At 61.1% G+C, this 16,229-nt stretch carries 14 protein-coding genes; 7 read left to right on the top strand and 7 right to left on the bottom strand.

From position 1 onward, the window contains the following. Positions 1-260: 260 nt before the first annotated feature. The 3 genes from recQ (at position 261) to ACIOYV_RS08090 (ending at position 4,834) form a co-directional block, all read left to right on the top strand. Positions 261-2,387, top strand: a complete 2,127-nt coding sequence (recQ, locus tag ACIOYV_RS08100) for a DNA helicase RecQ (protein WP_054049185.1) — start codon at positions 261-263, stop codon at positions 2,385-2,387. Positions 2,388-2,506: 119 nt separating this feature from the next. After that, positions 2,507-2,941, top strand: a complete 435-nt coding sequence (locus ACIOYV_RS08095; RefSeq protein ID WP_054049187.1) for a MarR family transcriptional regulator — start codon at positions 2,507-2,509, stop codon at positions 2,939-2,941. A gap of 129 nt (positions 2,942-3,070) precedes the next feature. Further along, entirely contained in the window at positions 3,071-4,834 is a 1,764-nt protein-coding gene (locus ACIOYV_RS08090) for a FimV/HubP family polar landmark protein (protein WP_401322689.1), read from the top strand. A gap of 123 nt (positions 4,835-4,957) precedes the next feature. Here ACIOYV_RS08090 and ACIOYV_RS08085 read toward each other — a convergent pair whose 3' ends face one another. Continuing rightward, entirely contained in the window at positions 4,958-7,147 is a 2,190-nt protein-coding gene (locus tag ACIOYV_RS08085; RefSeq protein ID WP_401322688.1) for a patatin-like phospholipase family protein, read from the bottom strand. A 72-nt stretch (positions 7,148-7,219) separates the two neighbouring features. On the opposite strand from ACIOYV_RS08085, the gene ACIOYV_RS08080 reads away from it, so the two are divergent. Next, positions 7,220-7,507: a SelT/SelW/SelH family protein gene (locus ACIOYV_RS08080; RefSeq protein ID WP_054049193.1), complete on the top strand. Its 288-nt coding sequence runs from the start codon at positions 7,220-7,222 to the stop codon at positions 7,505-7,507. Here the strand turns inward: ACIOYV_RS08080 and ACIOYV_RS08075 are convergent. After that, entirely contained in the window at positions 7,501-8,394 is an 894-nt protein-coding gene (locus tag ACIOYV_RS08075) for a DMT family transporter (RefSeq protein WP_054049195.1), read from the bottom strand. The genes ACIOYV_RS08080 and ACIOYV_RS08075 overlap by 7 nt on opposite strands. Positions 8,395-8,643: 249 nt before the next feature. Next, positions 8,644-9,402, bottom strand: coding sequence for an AraC family transcriptional regulator (locus tag ACIOYV_RS08070; RefSeq protein ID WP_401322685.1), 759 nt, complete (start codon positions 9,400-9,402; stop codon positions 8,644-8,646). A gap of 127 nt (positions 9,403-9,529) precedes the next feature. Here ACIOYV_RS08070 and ACIOYV_RS08065 point away from each other — a divergent pair, with 127 nt between their 5' ends. Next, complete coding sequence (locus tag ACIOYV_RS08065; protein WP_163909027.1) at positions 9,530-10,345, top strand: UDP-2,3-diacylglucosamine diphosphatase; 816 nt, start codon at positions 9,530-9,532, stop codon at positions 10,343-10,345. A gap of 106 nt (positions 10,346-10,451) precedes the next feature. Here ACIOYV_RS08065 and ACIOYV_RS08060 read toward each other — a convergent pair whose 3' ends face one another. Together ACIOYV_RS08060 and ACIOYV_RS08055 are read right to left on the bottom strand one after the other, a co-directional pair. Next, entirely contained in the window at positions 10,452-11,042 is a 591-nt protein-coding gene (locus ACIOYV_RS08060; protein ID WP_401322683.1) for an HD domain-containing protein, read from the bottom strand. A gap of 95 nt (positions 11,043-11,137) precedes the next feature. Next, positions 11,138-11,449: a DUF962 domain-containing protein gene (locus ACIOYV_RS08055; protein WP_123509084.1), complete on the bottom strand. Its 312-nt coding sequence runs from the start codon at positions 11,447-11,449 to the stop codon at positions 11,138-11,140. A gap of 160 nt (positions 11,450-11,609) precedes the next feature. On the opposite strand from ACIOYV_RS08055, the gene ACIOYV_RS08050 reads away from it, so the two are divergent. Next, positions 11,610-12,671, top strand: coding sequence for an AraC family transcriptional regulator (locus ACIOYV_RS08050; protein WP_290027302.1), 1,062 nt, complete (start codon positions 11,610-11,612; stop codon positions 12,669-12,671). Here ACIOYV_RS08050 and ACIOYV_RS08045 read toward each other — a convergent pair. Beyond that, positions 12,628-14,082 carry a TrkH family potassium uptake protein gene (locus tag ACIOYV_RS08045; RefSeq protein WP_163909029.1) on the bottom strand — a complete coding sequence of 485 codons (1,455 nt, stop codon included), beginning with the start codon at positions 14,080-14,082 and terminating at the stop codon, positions 12,628-12,630. The genes ACIOYV_RS08050 and ACIOYV_RS08045 overlap by 44 nt on opposite strands. A gap of 121 nt (positions 14,083-14,203) precedes the next feature. Between ACIOYV_RS08045 and ACIOYV_RS08040 the strand changes: the two genes are divergently transcribed. Beyond that, on the top strand, positions 14,204-14,767 hold the full coding sequence (locus ACIOYV_RS08040) for a nitroreductase family protein (RefSeq protein WP_401322678.1): 564 nt from the start codon (positions 14,204-14,206) through the stop codon (positions 14,765-14,767). Positions 14,768-14,881: 114 nt separating this feature from the next. Here the strand turns inward: ACIOYV_RS08040 and ACIOYV_RS08035 are convergent, their stop codons facing one another. Beyond that, positions 14,882-16,222, bottom strand: coding sequence for a HAMP domain-containing sensor histidine kinase (locus ACIOYV_RS08035; RefSeq protein WP_163909031.1), 1,341 nt, complete (start codon positions 16,220-16,222; stop codon positions 14,882-14,884). Positions 16,223-16,229: the final 7 nt, after the last annotated feature.

Genomic DNA, 16,229 nt, shown 5'->3' with positions numbered 1-16,229 from the left:
CACTTAAATATTGAATGGACTGCCGCCATCGCGAGCAAGCTCGCTCCCACAGGTTGCGCGCAGTGTTTGTCATTGTGTGTCTTCTCAGCGGCACCCTTTGCAGCGGAGGGGTCGGGTATACTCCCGCGTTTTGTGATGCCCTGCCGGCGTCGCGGCTGAGATGTGAAGCGTCATGCAATGCGCACTTACTATTTGTCAGTGCAGCCTGCGTGGTTCTGAACCAGCCTTGCAGGGATGTTTCGGTGATTTTTGGAGTTTTTATGCTCGAACAGGCTCAACGCGTCCTCAAGGACATCTTCGGCTACGACAGTTTCCGTGGCCGCCAGGGTGCAATCATTGAGCGCGTGGCCAATGGCGGCGACGCTTTGGTATTGATGCCTACCGGTGGCGGCAAGTCTCTGTGCTTCCAGGTCCCGGCGTTGCTGCGCGAAGGCCTGGCGGTGGTGGTGTCGCCGCTGATCGCGTTGATGGACGACCAGGTCGCGACCCTCGAAGAACTGGGCGTGGCCGCCGCTGCATTGAACTCGACCCTGAGCGCCGAACAGCAACGCGACCTGGCCGCACGGATCAAGCGCGGCGAAGTGAAAATGCTCTACCTGGCGCCCGAGCGCCTGGTGCAGCCGCGCATGCTGGCCTTCCTGCAAAGCCTTGAAATTGCCTTGTTCGCCATCGACGAAGCGCACTGCGTGTCGCAATGGGGCCACGACTTTCGCCGCGAATACCTGCAACTGGGTCAGTTGGCGGAACTGTTCCCCAACGTCCCGCGCATTGCCCTGACCGCCACCGCCGACAAGCGCACCCGCGAAGAAATCGTCGATCGTCTGCATTTGCAGGACGCCGAGCGTTTCCTGTCGAGTTTCGACCGTCCCAACATTTTCTATCGCATCGTCCCCAAGGAGCAGCCGCGCAAGCAATTGCTGGCGTTCCTCGCCGAGCGGCGCAGCGATGCCGGCATCGTCTATTGCCTGTCGCGCAAAAAAGTCGACGAAGTGGCGGTGTTCCTCAGCGAACAGGGCTTCCCGGCGCTGCCATACCACGCCGGCCTGCCCAACGAAACGCGGGCCCATCACCAGAAGCGCTTCCTCAACGAGGAAGGCCTGATCATGGTCGCCACAGTGGCGTTCGGCATGGGCATCGACAAGCCCAACGTGCGTTTTGTCGCGCACCTCGACTTGCCGAAATCCCTGGAAGCGTATTACCAGGAAACCGGTCGCGGCGGCCGTGACGGGCTGCCGGCAGATGCGTGGATGGCTTACGGCCTGCAAGACGTGGTGATGCTCAAGCAAATGCTGCAGAACTCTGAAGGCGACGAGCGCCATAAGCGTCTGGAGCAGCACAAGCTCGATGCGATGCTCTCGCTCTGCGAAGAAACCCGCTGCCGTCGCCAGACGCTGCTGGCCTACTTCGACGAAGACATGCCCGAGCCGTGCGGCCACTGCGACAACTGCGTCGATGGCGTGCAGACCTGGGACGCCACAGAGCCGGCCCGTCAGGCACTCTCGGCGATCTACCGCACCGGCCAGCGCTACGGCGTCGGCCATCTGGTGGATGTGTTGCTGGGCAAGGACAACGAAAAGGTCCGCAGCTTCGGCCATCAGCATTTGTCTGTGTATGGCGTCGGCAAGGCGATGGGCGAGAGCGAATGGCGCTCTCTGTTCCGCCAACTGGTTGCCCGTGGCCTCGCGGACATCGACCTCGAAGGCTACGGCGGCCTGCGCCTGAGCGACACCTGCCGGCCGCTGCTCAAGGGCGAAGTGACCCTGGAGCTGCGCCGCGACCTCAAGCCGCAAACCACTGCCAAAAGCAGCAAGAGCCAGGCGAGCCAACTGGTTCGTGGCGAAGAGCGCGAACAGTGGGAAGCCCTGCGTGCCCTGCGTCGCAAGCTTGCCGAAGAACACGGCGTGCCACCGTACGTCATCTTCCCCGACTCGACGTTGCTGGAAATGCTCCGCAGTCAACCGACCTCACTGGCGGAAATGGCCACGGTCAGCGGCGTCGGCGCACGCAAGCTGGAACGTTACGGCGAGGCCTTCCTCGAAGTGCTCGGCGGCCAGGTCGAGGCACCGAAAGTGGTGGCCGATGTGCGCCACGAACTGATCACTCTGGCCCGGGCCGGCATGACGCCGCTGCAGATCGCCGGACAGCTGCAATGCTCGGAAAAGAACGTCTACACCATGCTCGCCGAGGCCATCGGCAAGCAGCAATTGTCGCTGGAGCAAGCGCTAGATCTGCCGGAAGAGCTGATGGGCGAAATCCAGGACGCGTTCCTCGACGGCGAAGGCGAGTTGCCGCCGGTCGCGGAAATTGCCGCGCTGTTTGCCGGTCGCGTGCCGGAAGGGGTTTTGTACTGTGTGCGGGCGGCGCTGCAATCCGAATTCGAGATTTAAGTGACCGGGCGCATAGATGTAACGATTCAGTACAGAGCAAGCCTTGCCTACAGCGAAAGGTCATGCTTAGCTGACTAATAATTAGTTTTTCTCTATTTCAGTCTAATCATGAGTTTTCTATGCCGTTAACCGATCAACACCGCTTTGGCATGCAATTGGCCCAGATGTCTCGTGGCTGGCGTGCCGAACTGGATCGCCGTCTGGCCGGTCTGGGACTTTCTCAGGCCCGTTGGCTGGTGCTGCTGCACCTGGCGCGTTTCGAGGAAGCCCCGACCCAGCGCGAACTGGCGCAAAGCGTCGGCGTCGAAGGGCCGACCCTGGCCCGGCTGCTCGACAGCCTGGAAACCCAGGGCCTGGTGCAACGCCAATCAGTACTGGAAGACCGTCGGGCGAAAAAAATCGTCCTCTGTGCCCCGGCCCGGCCATTGATCGAACAGATTGAAACCATTGCGACTCAGCTGCGCCACGAGCTGTTCGAAGGCGTCGATGAGGCCGATCTGAAGGTCTGCATGCGTGTTCACGGTCACATCCTGGCCAACCTCGAAAAGTCTTGAGGCAAAACCTTACGCCGTGTTTTTGAGATACCCCGTTGGGCAGACTATAAAGAACTACTAGGCAATATCGTGTTCGTACCGGATGTGCGAACGCGTACAGGTTGGTTCTGCTTAATCTAAGGGATGCTCATGCTCGAGAGTTGGCACGTGGTTTTGCGGTATTGCACCCAACTGCTTCTGGTCGGTGGTGCGGTCACTTACTCGGCATTGGCTCCGGCCCTGGGCTTGGGTGACATCACCGTGCATTCGGCGTTGAACCAACCGTTCAGCGCCGATATTGCTCTGGTAGATGCGGCGGGCTTGGCAGAAGGCGATCTGTCGATCAGCCTGGCGACGGCCGACGAATTCAGCCGGGCTGGCGTCGAACGGGTGTTCTTCCTCAATAACCTGAAATTCTCACCGATCCTGCGGGGCAACCGCACGCTGATCCGGGTGACCTCCAGCAAACCGGTCAATGAACCCTTTCTGAATTTCCTGGTGCAGCTCAATCAGCCCAACGGTCGTTTGCTGCGCGAATACACGGTGTTGATCGATCCGCCGGGTTCGCCGGGGATTGTTCCCGCGACGGACGAACCCTCAGCCAAAGAACCGACCTCCGGGTTCCCGAGCGTCGAACCGACTCCGGCGCCGAAAGCGGCTGCCAAGAGCAAGGTGCCTGCGCCAGCCGCAAGTGTTGCTCCACCGGCGGCGCCGGCAAACGACGAGGTCGCCGAGCAACTGGCCGCCAGCGTGCTGCAAAACCAGCAGCTGCAAAAAACCATCGATGAATTGAATGCCCGGATCAAAACTCAGGACGAGCAAATCGCCGACGAGCGCAAGCAGGTCAGCGACTTGCAAACCCGCTTGGCCGAGGTCGCGCAGAAGCCTGCTGCGGCACCTGTCCCCGCCGTGGCACCTGCGCCGGTTGTGGTTGAAGAACCTGAGAGCAGCAATTGGTTGTTGATTGCAGGAGTGCTGGCGCTGGTGCTGTTGGTGGTGCTCGGGCTGTTTGTTCGTCGTCAACGCCAGCAAGCGTTGACCGAACCGTTATCGACCGCGCCGCTGCACGATGAACCTGAGCGTGAGATCCCGCCACACGCTGCCCGTGTCGCCGTGCCGCTTCCCGATCATCGCGAAGAGACACCGGCCGGCGATGTGTTGGAAGGGGTCGGCATCTACATGGCCTATGGCCGATTCTCCGAAGCGGCGGGCCTGTTGCGTGAGGCATTAGCCAAGGAGCCACAGCGTACCGACCTGGCGTTGCATCTGCTGGAAGTGCTGGGCAAGCAGGGCGACACATCCGCGTATGACGCCCAGGAAAGCAGCCTGCTTGACGCCGGGGTTGACCCGCAGCAGTTGGCGGATCTCCGGGCCCGATTCCCTAAACTGGCGAGTGTCGCACCGGCTGCGCCGATTGTGCCGGTCATTGCGACTGTCGCGGCGGTGGCCCCCGAAGCGCCATCCGGCGATGACTTCCAGTTGAACCTTGACGACTTGTCGATGGATTCCAATTGGGATCTGGTCAGCCCTTTCGACGATTCACCCTCGCCGACGGCTAAACCGCCGCTGCCGGAGGAACCTGCGTTCACCTCAAACCTGCACGTGATGCCGGATGTTTATGAAATGCCCGATGAGTCTGCGTTGGGCGAACCGGAGTTGGAGTGGGACGCCGAACCCGAAGCGCAATCGCTGGACGACGACTTTCTCGACGCATTCAACGAACCTGGCCCGTTGCTGGAACTGGAACCACTGCCTGAACCCGTGCCAACGGGCGCCGGCAAACTGGAACAAGCCCAGACCTGCATTGATGACGGCGATCTGGACAGCGCGATCGAGTTGCTCAACGAATTGCTCAAAGAGGGCGATGAGCCGCTCAAGCAGACAGCGCGGACTTTGTTGGCCGGCATCCGCTAACTGTGATGCACAATCCAATGTAGGAGCGAGGCTTGCCCGCGAAGACGTCATAACAGTCAGCATGAATGTTGAATGTTATGACGTCTTCGCGGGCAAGCCTCGCTCCTACAGGGTTTTGGGGGGCTAAAACGTCTGCCCCAAATTCAGATACACCGCCTGTTCATCCGCATCATTGAAGCCATAACTGAAGTTCAATGGTCCCAATGGCGTATCAAAACCGATGAACACACTGGCCGCATTGATATAGCCGCTGTCGAACTCATTGTCATTGTTCCACGCCCGACCCCGTTCCAGGGACCCGCCGATGTACAGCGGGAAATCCAGCGGCAGGTACGAACGTGGTGTCAGGCGGCGGTAGTAAACCCCGCGCATCAGGCTGACGTTCTGCCCGGAAATCGCATCCTCGCGAAACCCCGACAACTGCCGCGCGCCGCCGAGCAGGAAACTTGAAGTCACGACGTTGGCATCATCCAGCGTTCGGCCATAACGCCCGCCCAGAATGAAGGTGTCCGGGCCGCTGCTCATGGCCTTGTCCAGTTTGAACTCCCATTGGCGGTAACGCTTGTCCGAACCCAGGCCCGGTTCGAACTGCCGGAATGCCAGACCGATGTCTTTGCCTTCGTGGGGGAAGTAGACGTTGTCGAACGAATCGAACGAGTACTTCAGCTCATAGAAGCCCTCGTTGAAGCTTTCACTTGGCAGATCCTGATCGCCGATGCGCACGTCAGCCTTGCCCCAGGCCTCGCCGACGCCAAAGCGAATCTCGCCGCTGTTGCCAATCTGCCGGCCGACATTCAGGCCAAAACCATAACGTTCGACGCGGTATTGGGCGATCGGGTCGTTGTCCAGGACCGCGTCGACGTTCTGCGCTTCAAAGGCTGCGTAAGGCGCGATGAAGTAGCGTGAACCGACGTCCAGCGGTTGATAGAACTCACTGTAGAGTTCCTGTTTGTCACCGATCTGCGCCCGGGTCAGCCATTCGGCACCGAGGCGGTTGATCCCGTTGACCCGGTAACTGGCGCCGAGGTTGAACGCGCTGTCGCCACGCATATCGTCCGACAGGTTCAAGCCGACCCGCAGGTAATCGGTGCCGCTGCGTTTGCCCCGCGCGCTGATCACCAAGGTGTGATCGTCGCCCTTGTGCACCACGCGGTATTGCACTTGCTCGAAGTAATCGAGGCCATACAGGGTGCCCATGTCGGTGTGCAGCCGGCCGATGTCCAGCGGTTCGCCGACGTGTTGGCGAATGTAGTAGCGGATTACGTCGTCACTGACTTTCGAGTCGTTTTCCACCTTGATCCCGGTAATGATCGGCGTGCGCTGGCTCGGAGCCCGGGCAGCGGACAGTTCGGCGTCCAGCGGTTGTGCCGGTTTGAGTTGTGCCAGGCGCGCGTCGAGGGCCTTGGTCGCCCGGTAACCGGCGTCGATCATGTCCTGAGCGCGGCCGAAGTCGGTCACACCGAAACTCGCCAGTGACGGCTGGATCAGCACGTCGTCCTTGTGCAGGGCGGCGAGTTGTTCTTCGGAGTTGCGCCGGGTCATCAGGGTGATCGACTGGTTCAACACATCGACCACGGTGGTCAGTTGTTTGCGGTTGCGCAGCGGGGTGCCGATGTCGACCACGATGGCGATGTCGACGCCCATCTCCCGCGCGACGTCGAGCGGGATGTTGTCGGTCATGCCGCCGTCCACCAGCAACCGACCGCCGAGTTCGACCGGTGCGAACACCGCCGGGATCGACATGCTCGCGCGGATCACCTGGGGCAAATGGCCTTTGCGGAACACGACTTTTTCGCCGGTGGAAATGTCGGTGGCAACCGCGCGGAACGGGATCGGCAGTTTGTCGAAGTCGCGGGTGTCACTGGCGTGGGCCAGCAGGCTTTCGAGCAGCAGCGCCAGGTTCTGGCCTTGAATAACGCCCAGTGGCAGGCCGAGGCTGCCGTCGTCGCGAAAGCTCAGTTTCTGTTTGACCAGGAAGTCGCGGTCATCCTGCTTGCGCCGGAACGGCACGTCTTCGCGCGGCGGGGCGTCGGACAGGGCTTGTTGCCAGTCGATGTTGAGGGCGAGTTTTTCCAGTTCATCGATCTTGTAACCCGAGGCGTACAACCCGCCGACCACTGCGCCCATGCTGGTGCCGGCAATCGCATCGATCTTGATGCCTTGTTCTTCCAACGCCTTGAGCACGCCGATGTGCGCCAGGCCACGGGCCGCGCCGCCGGACAGCACCAGGCCGATTTTCGGTCGGGCTGCGTCAGTGGCTTGGACGATCAGAGGGAAGAGGCAAAGCAACAGGCAGTACAGTAAACGGCGCATCGTGAATCTCGGGGCAAGCGATAAAGGCGGCTATTATAGCGGCGCCCCTCTGGCTCAGGAGTTTCAGCGATCATGACCATGCAAAAACCGGAAATCGTCATCACCTATTGCACGCAATGCCAGTGGCTGTTGCGCGCGGCCTGGCTGGCTCAGGAACTGCTCAGCACCTTTGGCGACGACTTGGGCAAAGTGTCCCTGGTGCCGGGTACGGGCGGGGTCTTTCATATTTTTTGTAACGAGGTGCAGATCTGGGAGCGCAAGGCCGACGGCGGTTTCCCGGAGGCCAAGGTACTGAAGCAGCGAGTCCGGGATCAGATCGACCCGGATCGCGACCTCGGGCACAACGATCGCACTCAGTGAGAGGCGGCTTCGGCGGCCACGGCTTTCTTGCTCGAACTGCCGGATAAGCGACTGGACACCACAATCGCGATGATGATCAACGCACCGCCGAGCAGCATGCGCAGCGTCGGGTTTTCATCGAACAGCAGCCAGGCCATGGTGATGCCGTAGACCGGTTCCAGGGCAAACACCACGGCGGCAGTTCGCGCCTTGATCACCGCCAGGCTGGCGACAAACAGGCTGTGGGCAACGCCGGTGCAGAACACCCCGAGCAAGCCGATCCACAACCAGTCGAGGGCGCGCACTTCGCTCAACTGTGGCGCGGCAACCGGCAACAGGCACAACGCGACCACCACGTTCTGGCACAACGCAGCCTGCACCGCCGGGATGCGTGCGGAACTGGCGCGGTTGGTCAGGGACAGCAGGGCGAACAGCAAACCGGAAGCCACTGCCCAGAGCAGGCCAACGGTCGCGCCGGTGCCGAGGTCGAAGGACGGCGTTACCAGCACCAGGCCCACGCTGACCAGCACCACCAGCAGGATTTCATTGGCGCGGATTTTCTCGCGGAAGATCAGCCCTTCGAGGATCACGGTAAACGCCGGGAAGCTGGCAAAACCCAAGGTCGCAATCGCCACTCCCGCGACTTTTACCGCAATGAAGAAACTCACCCAGTGCCCGGCCAGCAGCAAGCCGCTGAGCAGCAGGCGACGCCAGTCCACGGCTTCGAGTTTCTGCCAGCGGGTGTTGCTGGCGAACCGCGCAAAAAATGCCAGCGCCAGCACCGCGAACGCCGCACGACCGAAGACGATGACCGCCGGGGTGGCGGCCGCGAGTTTGCCGAACACACCGGTCAGGCCAAACATAAGTGCGCCGATATGCAGGGCGCCAAGGGCGGTACGGGGAGTCATTGCAATCCTTTGGAAAACGTATTGAACCCGACCATTGAACCGCGTAATGACTCGCTGTGTCTGTCGGCAAACTATCGACTTTTGTCGCTAGCCTCGCGCAATACCTTGTGGCGAGGGGGCTTGCCCCCGTTCGGCTGCGAAGCAGTCGTCAATCCGGCAAATGAGGTCTGACGGATGAATGCAGGGGCCGCTTCGCGACCCAACGGGGGCAAGCCCCCTCGCCACAGATCCTGTATTCACAAACATTCATTAATCGGCATTCGCCTCGCGGCGCAATTTGCCGGGGGAAGCACCAAACTCGCGCAACACCGCCGCCGCGAATGCACTTTGTGAGCTGTAGCCGACCCGGCTGGCGATCTCGCCAATCGGCAGCGCTGAATCGCGCAACAAGCTCACCGCAATGTGCAGCCGCCGACTGCGAATGTAATCCATCGGTGTCTGCCCGCATTCGGCCACGAACCGCGCATGCAGGCGCGCGCTGGACAGGTCGGCAATGCGCGCCAGATCGGCCACTTGCAGCGGATAGGCCGCATGCTGATCGATGTGCGCATTCAGCGCCGCATACGGCAGGCGTCGCCCGCCAATGACGTCCGGTTTGATGTGGTTGAGGCTGGCCAATAACAGCACCGCGCCTTGCTGGGCAATCAGCGGATCGCTCACCGGACTGCCCGCCAGCCAGCTGACCAACTGGCTTTGCCCGGCATCCAGCGGCAGGCGTCCGGCGTTGTCGAGCAAGCGGCGGCTGGCGTCGGCGTGTTCCCCCAACGACTGGGCAATCCATTGATCGTCGGGCACATCCAGCACCAGGCAACGACTGCCATGGGGACTGCCACAGGCGTGATGCATGCCGGCCGGGATCACCACGAAACTCTGCTGCACCACCTGGCTGCCCTGGCCATCGACCTCGAAGTCCAGCGCGCCCGACAAGCCGAACACCAGTTGCGCGTGGTCGTGGCTGTGGACGATCAGGTCGTGGCTGTATTGGCGAAGTGTGAGGATCGGTCTCATCGCAGGTCTCCTGGCAAGATGCGGCCAGTCTACACCGGCCGGGCGCTGTCACAGGATTGACTCGTCACTGTCATGGGCAATTAACCCGACCGGCGCAAGCTTGTAAAAACATCCCAGAGGGTTGCCCATGACCAGCGCCGAGCTCGCCAAACCCAGCCGTAAACAACGTGTCCGCACCTTATGGATATCCGATGTGCATTTGGGCACCCGGGATTGCCAGGCTGAGCACCTGTCGCAGTTTCTCAAGGGCTACCACACCGACAAGATCTACCTGGTGGGCGACATCATCGATGGCTGGAAACTGCGCAGCGGCATGTATTGGCCGCAGGCTCACACCAACGTGATTCGTCGCTTGCTGACCATGAGCAAGCGCGGCACCGAAGTGATCTACGTCACCGGCAACCATGATGAATTCCTGCGTCGTTATTCGAAGCTGATATTGGGCAACATTCAGTTGGTGGACGAGGCAGTGCACGTGACCGCCGATGGCCGGCATTTGCTGGTGATCCACGGCGATCAGTTCGACGTCATCACTCGTTATCACCGCTGGTTGGCCTTTCTTGGCGACTCGGCCTACGAATTCACCCTGACCCTCAACCGCTGGCTCAATCACTGGCGCGCCCGGTATGGCTACGGTTACTGGTCGCTGTCGGCGTACCTCAAGCACAAGGTGAAAACCGCGGTCAGCTTTATCAGCGATTTCGAAGAAGCCATCGCCCACGAATGCGTCAAGCGCGAGCTGCATGGCGTGGTGTGCGGGCACATTCACCATGCCGAGATTCGTAAAGTCGGTGGGGTGGATTACCTCAATTGCGGGGACTGGGTGGAATCGTGCACTGCGTTGATCGAGCACTGGGACGGCACGATCGAGCTGTATCGACTGGCGGATGCCCAGGCGCGAGAGGCGGAGTTGAAAGCAGTAAAAATCGCCGAACCGGCGTAAGCAGGTCTGGCGCCTTCGCGGGCAAGCCTCGCTCCTACAGGGAAATGCATCCAACCGTAGGAGCGAGGCTTGCCCGCGAAGAGGCCATCACTATCACCACTGATCTTCAGGCCGGCGCGTGTTCTTCCATCGCCGCCTTGTAGATCGAATTCTTCGGCTGCGCAAACAACCGTTCCATCATCGGCTCGAAGAAGCTCAGCGGCAGCGTCTCATACGCCGGATCAAACGCCGCCGCATCGTAGTTGGCGCAGAACTCAATCGTCGCCTGATACTGCGGATGCCCGCTGAATTGTTCGCGCAGATGCCGATCCATGCCCAGGTGATGGAAGAAGTAGTAACCCTGGAAAATCCCGTGTTTCTCCACCATCCACAAATTCTCGGCGCTGACGAACGGCTTGAGGATCGCTGCGGCGATGTCCGGGTGGTTGTAGGAACCTAGGGTGTCGCCGATGTCATGCAGCAAGGCGCAGACCACGTATTCTTCGTCGCGGCCATCGCGCCAGGCGCGGGTGGCGGTTTGTAGCGAATGGGTCAGGCGATCCACCGGAAACCCGCCAAAATCACCCTCCAGCAACTTCAGGTGCGCCACAATCCGTGTCGGCAATTGTCGGGCGTAGGCACTGAAGTCTGCGGCGATGATCGCCCAGTCTTCCTGCGTGCCGTCCTGCATGTGGGTGAAACGGGCATTGGCGTTCATCGGCGATCTTCTTATTTGCGAAGTGACGGATTGAGTGTAGAACTTGGATCCACTGGCGCACTGTCTGCATGGGACGCTTTGCTGGCCCGGCAAGCCTAGAACGGCACGCGGCCCAGAATCATGTCGCGGTACATGACGAAATCGCCGAGCAGGCTGTAGAACGGGTGCTGAAAGGTGGCAGGACGATTCTTCTCGAAGAAGAAATGCCCGACCCAGGCGAAGCTGTAACCGGCCAGCGGCAGGGCGATCAGCAGTAGCCACGCGCCTTTGCCGATGGTCAGCGCCAAAATGAAGATAACCAGCGTGGTGCCAATAAAGTGCAATCGTCGGCACGTACTGTTGCTGTGTTCGCTGAGGTAATGCGGGTAGAACTCAGCGAAGCTATTGAAACGCTTGGTGTTTTCCACGACTGCGATCTCTGTGGTTATTGTTCTGATGGCAAGTTGTTCTGCGGGTAGCTTATTTGAGTCTAGAGTGATCATTGGCATCAGCCAGTGACAATAGGCGCCACTTTAGTATCCTTCGGTAATTGGCCGTGAGATGCGGCTCATCATGTAAGTAAACGCCATGAGCGAACGAACGACTTCTGCAAGCTGGGCGATGGGGATTGTCAAAGCACTGGAAATGGACGGCCTGGATTGCCGGGTTCTGTTCAAACAGCTGGGGCTCGACTACGCGGCACTGGATGATCCGGATGCACGCTTCCCGCAAGATTCCATGACGCGGCTCTGGCAGCGCGCGGTCGAGCTGTCCGGTAACCCGGCAATCGGCCTGAACATGGGCAAAGTGGTGCGACCGGCCTCCTTTCATGTCGCCGGCTACGCGCTGATGTCCAGCCAGACCCTGGCCGAAGGTTTCCAGCGGTTGGTGCGCTATCAGCGGATTATTGCCGAAAGCGCTGACCTGAGTTTCCGCCTGTTGGAAGAAGGGTATGCGCTGATCCTGACGGTGCATGGCGACCATCTGCCGCCGACCCGGCAGAGCGCCGAAGCCTCATTGGCCTGCGCCCTGGCGCTATGCGGCTGGTTGACCGGCCGCACCCTGCAACCGCGCAAGGTGTTGGTGCAGGGCGATGAGCCCGCCGACCTCGAACCCTATAAACAAGCCTTCCACGCGCCACTGGTGTTCAATGCGCCTTACGATGCGTTGATCTTCGAGCGCGCCGACATGGAGGCGCCGCTGCCCACAGCGAACGAAGCCATGGCGCTGCTGCATGACCGGTTTGCCGGCGAATACCTGGCGCGGTTTTCTGAAAGTCGCGTGACCCACAAGGCCCGGCAAGTGCTATGCCGTTTGCTGCCCCAAGGCGAACCCAAGCGCGATACGGTGGCGCAGACGTTGCACCTGTCGCAACGCACCTTGCAGCGCCGCTTGCAGGAAGAGGGCACGAGTTTCCAGACCTTGCTCGACGACACCCGCCGCGAACTGGCCGAGCAATACCTGGCGCAGCCCAGCATGACCCTGCTGGAAATTGCCTACCTGCTGGGGTTTGCCGACCCGAGTAACTTCTTCCGCGCCTTCCGCCGCTGGTTCGACGCGACGCCCGGCGAGTACCGGGCGCGTTTGATGGATGCGCCGAAGCAGGTCAGTGACGCCAGAACGCCGGAATACACAGAACAAACACCGTAATAATCTCCAGTCGGCCCAGCAGCATGCCGAACGAGAGAATCCACTTGGCGGCGTCCGGCAGGGTGGCGAAGTTGCCCGCCGGGCCAATGGTCTCGCCCAGGCCCGGGCCGACGCCGGACACGGTGCTCGCGGCGCCGGTCAGTGCGGTCATCCAGTCTACGCCCAGCAGCGACAGCAGCAGCGCGATCACGCAGATGGTGATGGCGAAGAAGAACGAAAAGGTCAGGATCGAACGCACGATTTCTTCGTCGAGTCGGTGACCGTTGTACTTCTGCTTGATCACCGCTCGCGGGTGAATCAACTGGTTAAGGTTGGCCTTGAGCAGGATGTAGGCAACCTGGAAACGGAAAATCTTGATCCCGCCCGCCGTCGAGCCTGAACAACCGCCGACAAAACCCAGATAAAAGAACAGCATCAGCGAGAAGTTGCCCCACAGGCTGTAGTCCCCGAGTGCGAACCCCGTGGTCGTGACCACCGACGTCACGTTCAGCGCCACATGCCGCAACGCCTCCAGCCAATGCAGGTTGGTGGTCCACCAATACCAGGTGCCGAGCACCAGCCAGGTCACCAGCAACATGCCGAGCAAACCCTGGACCTGTTGATCCTTGATCAGCGCCCGGCGGTTGCCGCGCAATGTCGCCACATACAGGGTGAACGGCAGGCTGCCGAGAATCATGATGACCACCGCGACCCAGTGCACCGCCGGTTGTTTCCAGTGGGCCAGGGACTCGTCGGAAGTGGAGAACCCACCGGTGGAAATCGCTGACATCGCGTGGTTGATCGCATCGAACAGGCTCATCCCGGCCCACCAGAACGCGAGGCTGCCGATGATGGTGATGCCGACGTAGGCCGCCACGATCAGGCGCGCCACCATGTGCGAGCGGGGCATGACTTTTTCGGAGCGGTCCGACGACTCGGTCTGGAACAGCCGCATGCCACCGATGCGCAGTAGCGGCAGAATCGCTACCGCCATGCCGATAAAGCCGATGCCGCCGATCCAGTGCAGCAACGAGCGCCACATCAGGATCCCGGGAGACATTTTGTCCAGGCCCGTGAGCACGGTCGACCCGGTGGCGGTGATGCCGGACATGCTTTCGAAGAACGAGTCGGTGTAGCTGATGTGCTGGGTCAGCAGGAACGGCAGCGCGGCGAATATGCACACCACCAGCCAACTGCTGACGGTCAGCAAGTACATGTCCCTTGGGCGCAGGTGCACGTGTTCGGGGCGTCCGGGAATGACCAGCGCCAGGCCGGCGACGAAGGTGATCATGCTGGCCCAGAGGAACGATGGCAGGTCGCCGGTGCGCTCGAAAATCACCAGCGTGGCCATGGGCACGACCATGGCGATGGCCAGCGTGATCAGGAAGATGCCGATGATGAAACCAATAGTCCGTAAGGTCGGCAACGCCATGAAGTCCGCTCGGGCTGAAAGTGGGGAGGGCGCCATTCTACCTGTGAGGTCTGCCATGTAAACCGGCACTCCCGCAGGGTTGCAGCTAGAATAGCCAAACATTTTTTACAGGAGGTGGCCGATGCAGGCTCTCGACGCTTTGCTCAACCGTGTTTCCGTTCCCCGACTGGTCGAACCGGCCCCTACCGCCGAGCAGCGGGAAGTGCTGTTTGGCGCTGCATTGCGTGCGCCGGACCACGGCCATTTGCAGCCTTGGCGCTTCCTGACCGTCGAAGGCGCGGCACGTGAGCAAATGGGCGAGTTGCTGGCTGAAGCGGCCAAGTTGCAGGACAGCGAAGCGCCCGAAGCGGTGCTGGACAAGGCCCGCAATGGTCCGCTGCGCGCGCCGTTGGTGGTGGTGGTGATTGCGCGGTTGCAGGATCACGTCAAATACCCGAAGTCCGAGCAACTGTTGGCGGCGGGGTGTGCGGCGCACGGGATTTTGCTGGCGGCGTATGCCCAGGGGATTGGCGCGGTGTGGCGTACCGGTGAACTGGCCTACTCGGCGCATGTGGCCAAGGGGTTGGGGTTGGCGGACGGGGAAGAGGTGATTGCGTTCCTGTACCTCGGCACACCGCAGAAAGAGCCACGGGTTGCGGAGAAGGTTGATCTGGCTGAATTCGTTAGCGCCTGGCCTGCTGCGTAAGGATCGTTCCTACGCTCTGCGTGGGAATGCCTCAAGGGACGCTCTGCGTTCCAATGGGACGCGGAGCGTCCCGGGCTGCATTCCCACGCGGAGCGTGGGAACGATCAAATGTGCTTACGGCTGGACCACAGCCCCCGGCACCAACGGTAATTCCAGGCTGGCGATAAACCCGCCGTCCGGGTGATTGGCCAGCACCAGGCTGCCGCCGTGCCGTTCTGCGGCTCGGCGTGCAATGGCCAGCCCCAGGCCATGCCCGGCCGCTGTTTGCCCCGGCGCGCGGTAGAACGGTTCGCCCAACAGGTTCAAGTGTTCAGCCTCGACCCCCGGCCCATGGTCGCGCACGCTCACCACCATCCGTTCGCCCTGGCGTGAGGCCTGCATTTCAATCGGTTGACCCACCGGGTTGAAGCGCTGGGCATTGCGCAACAGGTTGTCCACGGCGCGCTCGATCATGGTCGGCCAGCCTTTGAGATTCAGCTGCGGCTCGGCTTCCAGGCGCACGGTTTGTTCCGGGAAGCCCAGTTGCGCGTCCTTCTGCAGGGTGTGCAGCAAGGCATTGAGATCGACGTCTTCGGCACTGGCGTTATCCGCATCCACTCGCGCCAAGACCAGGATTTCGCTGATCAGCGCTTCCAGTCGGTCGCACTCACGCGTCAGGCGCGGCCAGAGTTTTTCCCGTTCCTCAGGATTGGCCCGCTCGGCCAAGGCCAGGGCAATGCGCAATCGGGCCAGCGGCGAGCGCAATTCATGGGACACGTCCCGCAGCAATTGCCGCTGGCTGCCGATCAGGCTTTGCAGGCGCGCACCCATGCGGTTGAAATCGTTGGCGAGCACGCCGAACTCATCGCGGCGGTTGGCCAGTTTCACCAGGCTGTTCTGCTGATAAGTGGTTTGCCCCAGATCATGCACCGCGCCGCGCAAACGGCTGAGTGGGCGAGTGATCGAGAGCGTCACCAGCAGGCTGAACAAGGTCAGTACCACCAGCGCAATGCCGAGCGCACTCAACGGCCAGAGCAGGCTTTCGCGGTGCCAGGAATCCAGTTCCGGGTGCGGGATGCGGTAGATCAGCAGGTAGGTGTTGCCGGTTTTGTCGCTGGTGTATTCAGCGGTCAGGCGGCGCCACGGCAAGCGACGATCATCGTCGTTCTGCCGCGCTTCAAATGCGGCGGCGCGACGCGGGAAGGTGCCGCGCACCACTGGGTCGCCGCTCTCGTTGAGCACCTGGACGTCGATGTGATATTGGCGTTTGCGTTGTTCGAGGATGTCCTGGGCAGCTTCTTCGCCCTGGGCTTCGTAGGTTTGCGTCCACTCTTCGGCCAGGGTGTTGAGGCCCGGATGACGGCTGAGGATCCACGCATCCTGGTTGAGCATGTGCCCCAGCAGAATCGAAAGCCCTGCAACCAGAGCGATGGCCAGCCAGAAGCTGGCCAGAATACGCCAGAACAATGAGCGCACAGAAAAT

This window comes from Pseudomonas sp. NPDC087342 (assembly GCF_044744265.1).
Classification (GTDB): domain Bacteria; phylum Pseudomonadota; class Gammaproteobacteria; order Pseudomonadales; family Pseudomonadaceae; genus Aquipseudomonas; species Aquipseudomonas nunensis.
Note: the sequence above shows the minus strand (reverse complement) of the source record. Positions and strands in the feature narration are given on the sequence as shown.

What these genes read in the sequence shown, in the direction of transcription:
- ACIOYV_RS08085 (WP_401322688.1), bottom strand. Translation starts at nt 7,147, where the DNA reads ATGCGCCGTTTACTGTACTGCCTGTTGCTTTGCCTCTTCCCTCTGATC.
- ACIOYV_RS08095 (WP_054049187.1), top strand. Translation starts at nt 2,507, where the DNA reads ATGCCGTTAACCGATCAACACCGCTTTGGCATGCAATTGGCCCAGATG.
- ACIOYV_RS08050 (WP_290027302.1), top strand. Translation starts at nt 11,610, where the DNA reads ATGAGCGAACGAACGACTTCTGCAAGCTGGGCGATGGGGATTGTCAAA.
- ACIOYV_RS08090 (WP_401322689.1), top strand. Translation starts at nt 3,071, where the DNA reads ATGCTCGAGAGTTGGCACGTGGTTTTGCGGTATTGCACCCAACTGCTT.
- ACIOYV_RS08080 (WP_054049193.1), top strand. Translation starts at nt 7,220, where the DNA reads ATGACCATGCAAAAACCGGAAATCGTCATCACCTATTGCACGCAATGC.
- ACIOYV_RS08075 (WP_054049195.1), bottom strand. Translation starts at nt 8,394, where the DNA reads ATGACTCCCCGTACCGCCCTTGGCGCCCTGCATATCGGCGCACTTATG.
- ACIOYV_RS08045 (WP_163909029.1), bottom strand. Translation starts at nt 14,082, where the DNA reads ATGGCGTTGCCGACCTTACGGACTATTGGTTTCATCATCGGCATCTTC.
- ACIOYV_RS08065 (WP_163909027.1), top strand. Translation starts at nt 9,530, where the DNA reads ATGACCAGCGCCGAGCTCGCCAAACCCAGCCGTAAACAACGTGTCCGC.
- ACIOYV_RS08060 (WP_401322683.1), bottom strand. Translation starts at nt 11,042, where the DNA reads ATGAACGCCAATGCCCGTTTCACCCACATGCAGGACGGCACGCAGGAA.
- ACIOYV_RS08040 (WP_401322678.1), top strand. Translation starts at nt 14,204, where the DNA reads ATGCAGGCTCTCGACGCTTTGCTCAACCGTGTTTCCGTTCCCCGACTG.
- recQ (WP_054049185.1), top strand. Translation starts at nt 261, where the DNA reads ATGCTCGAACAGGCTCAACGCGTCCTCAAGGACATCTTCGGCTACGAC.
- ACIOYV_RS08070 (WP_401322685.1), bottom strand. Translation starts at nt 9,402, where the DNA reads ATGAGACCGATCCTCACACTTCGCCAATACAGCCACGACCTGATCGTC.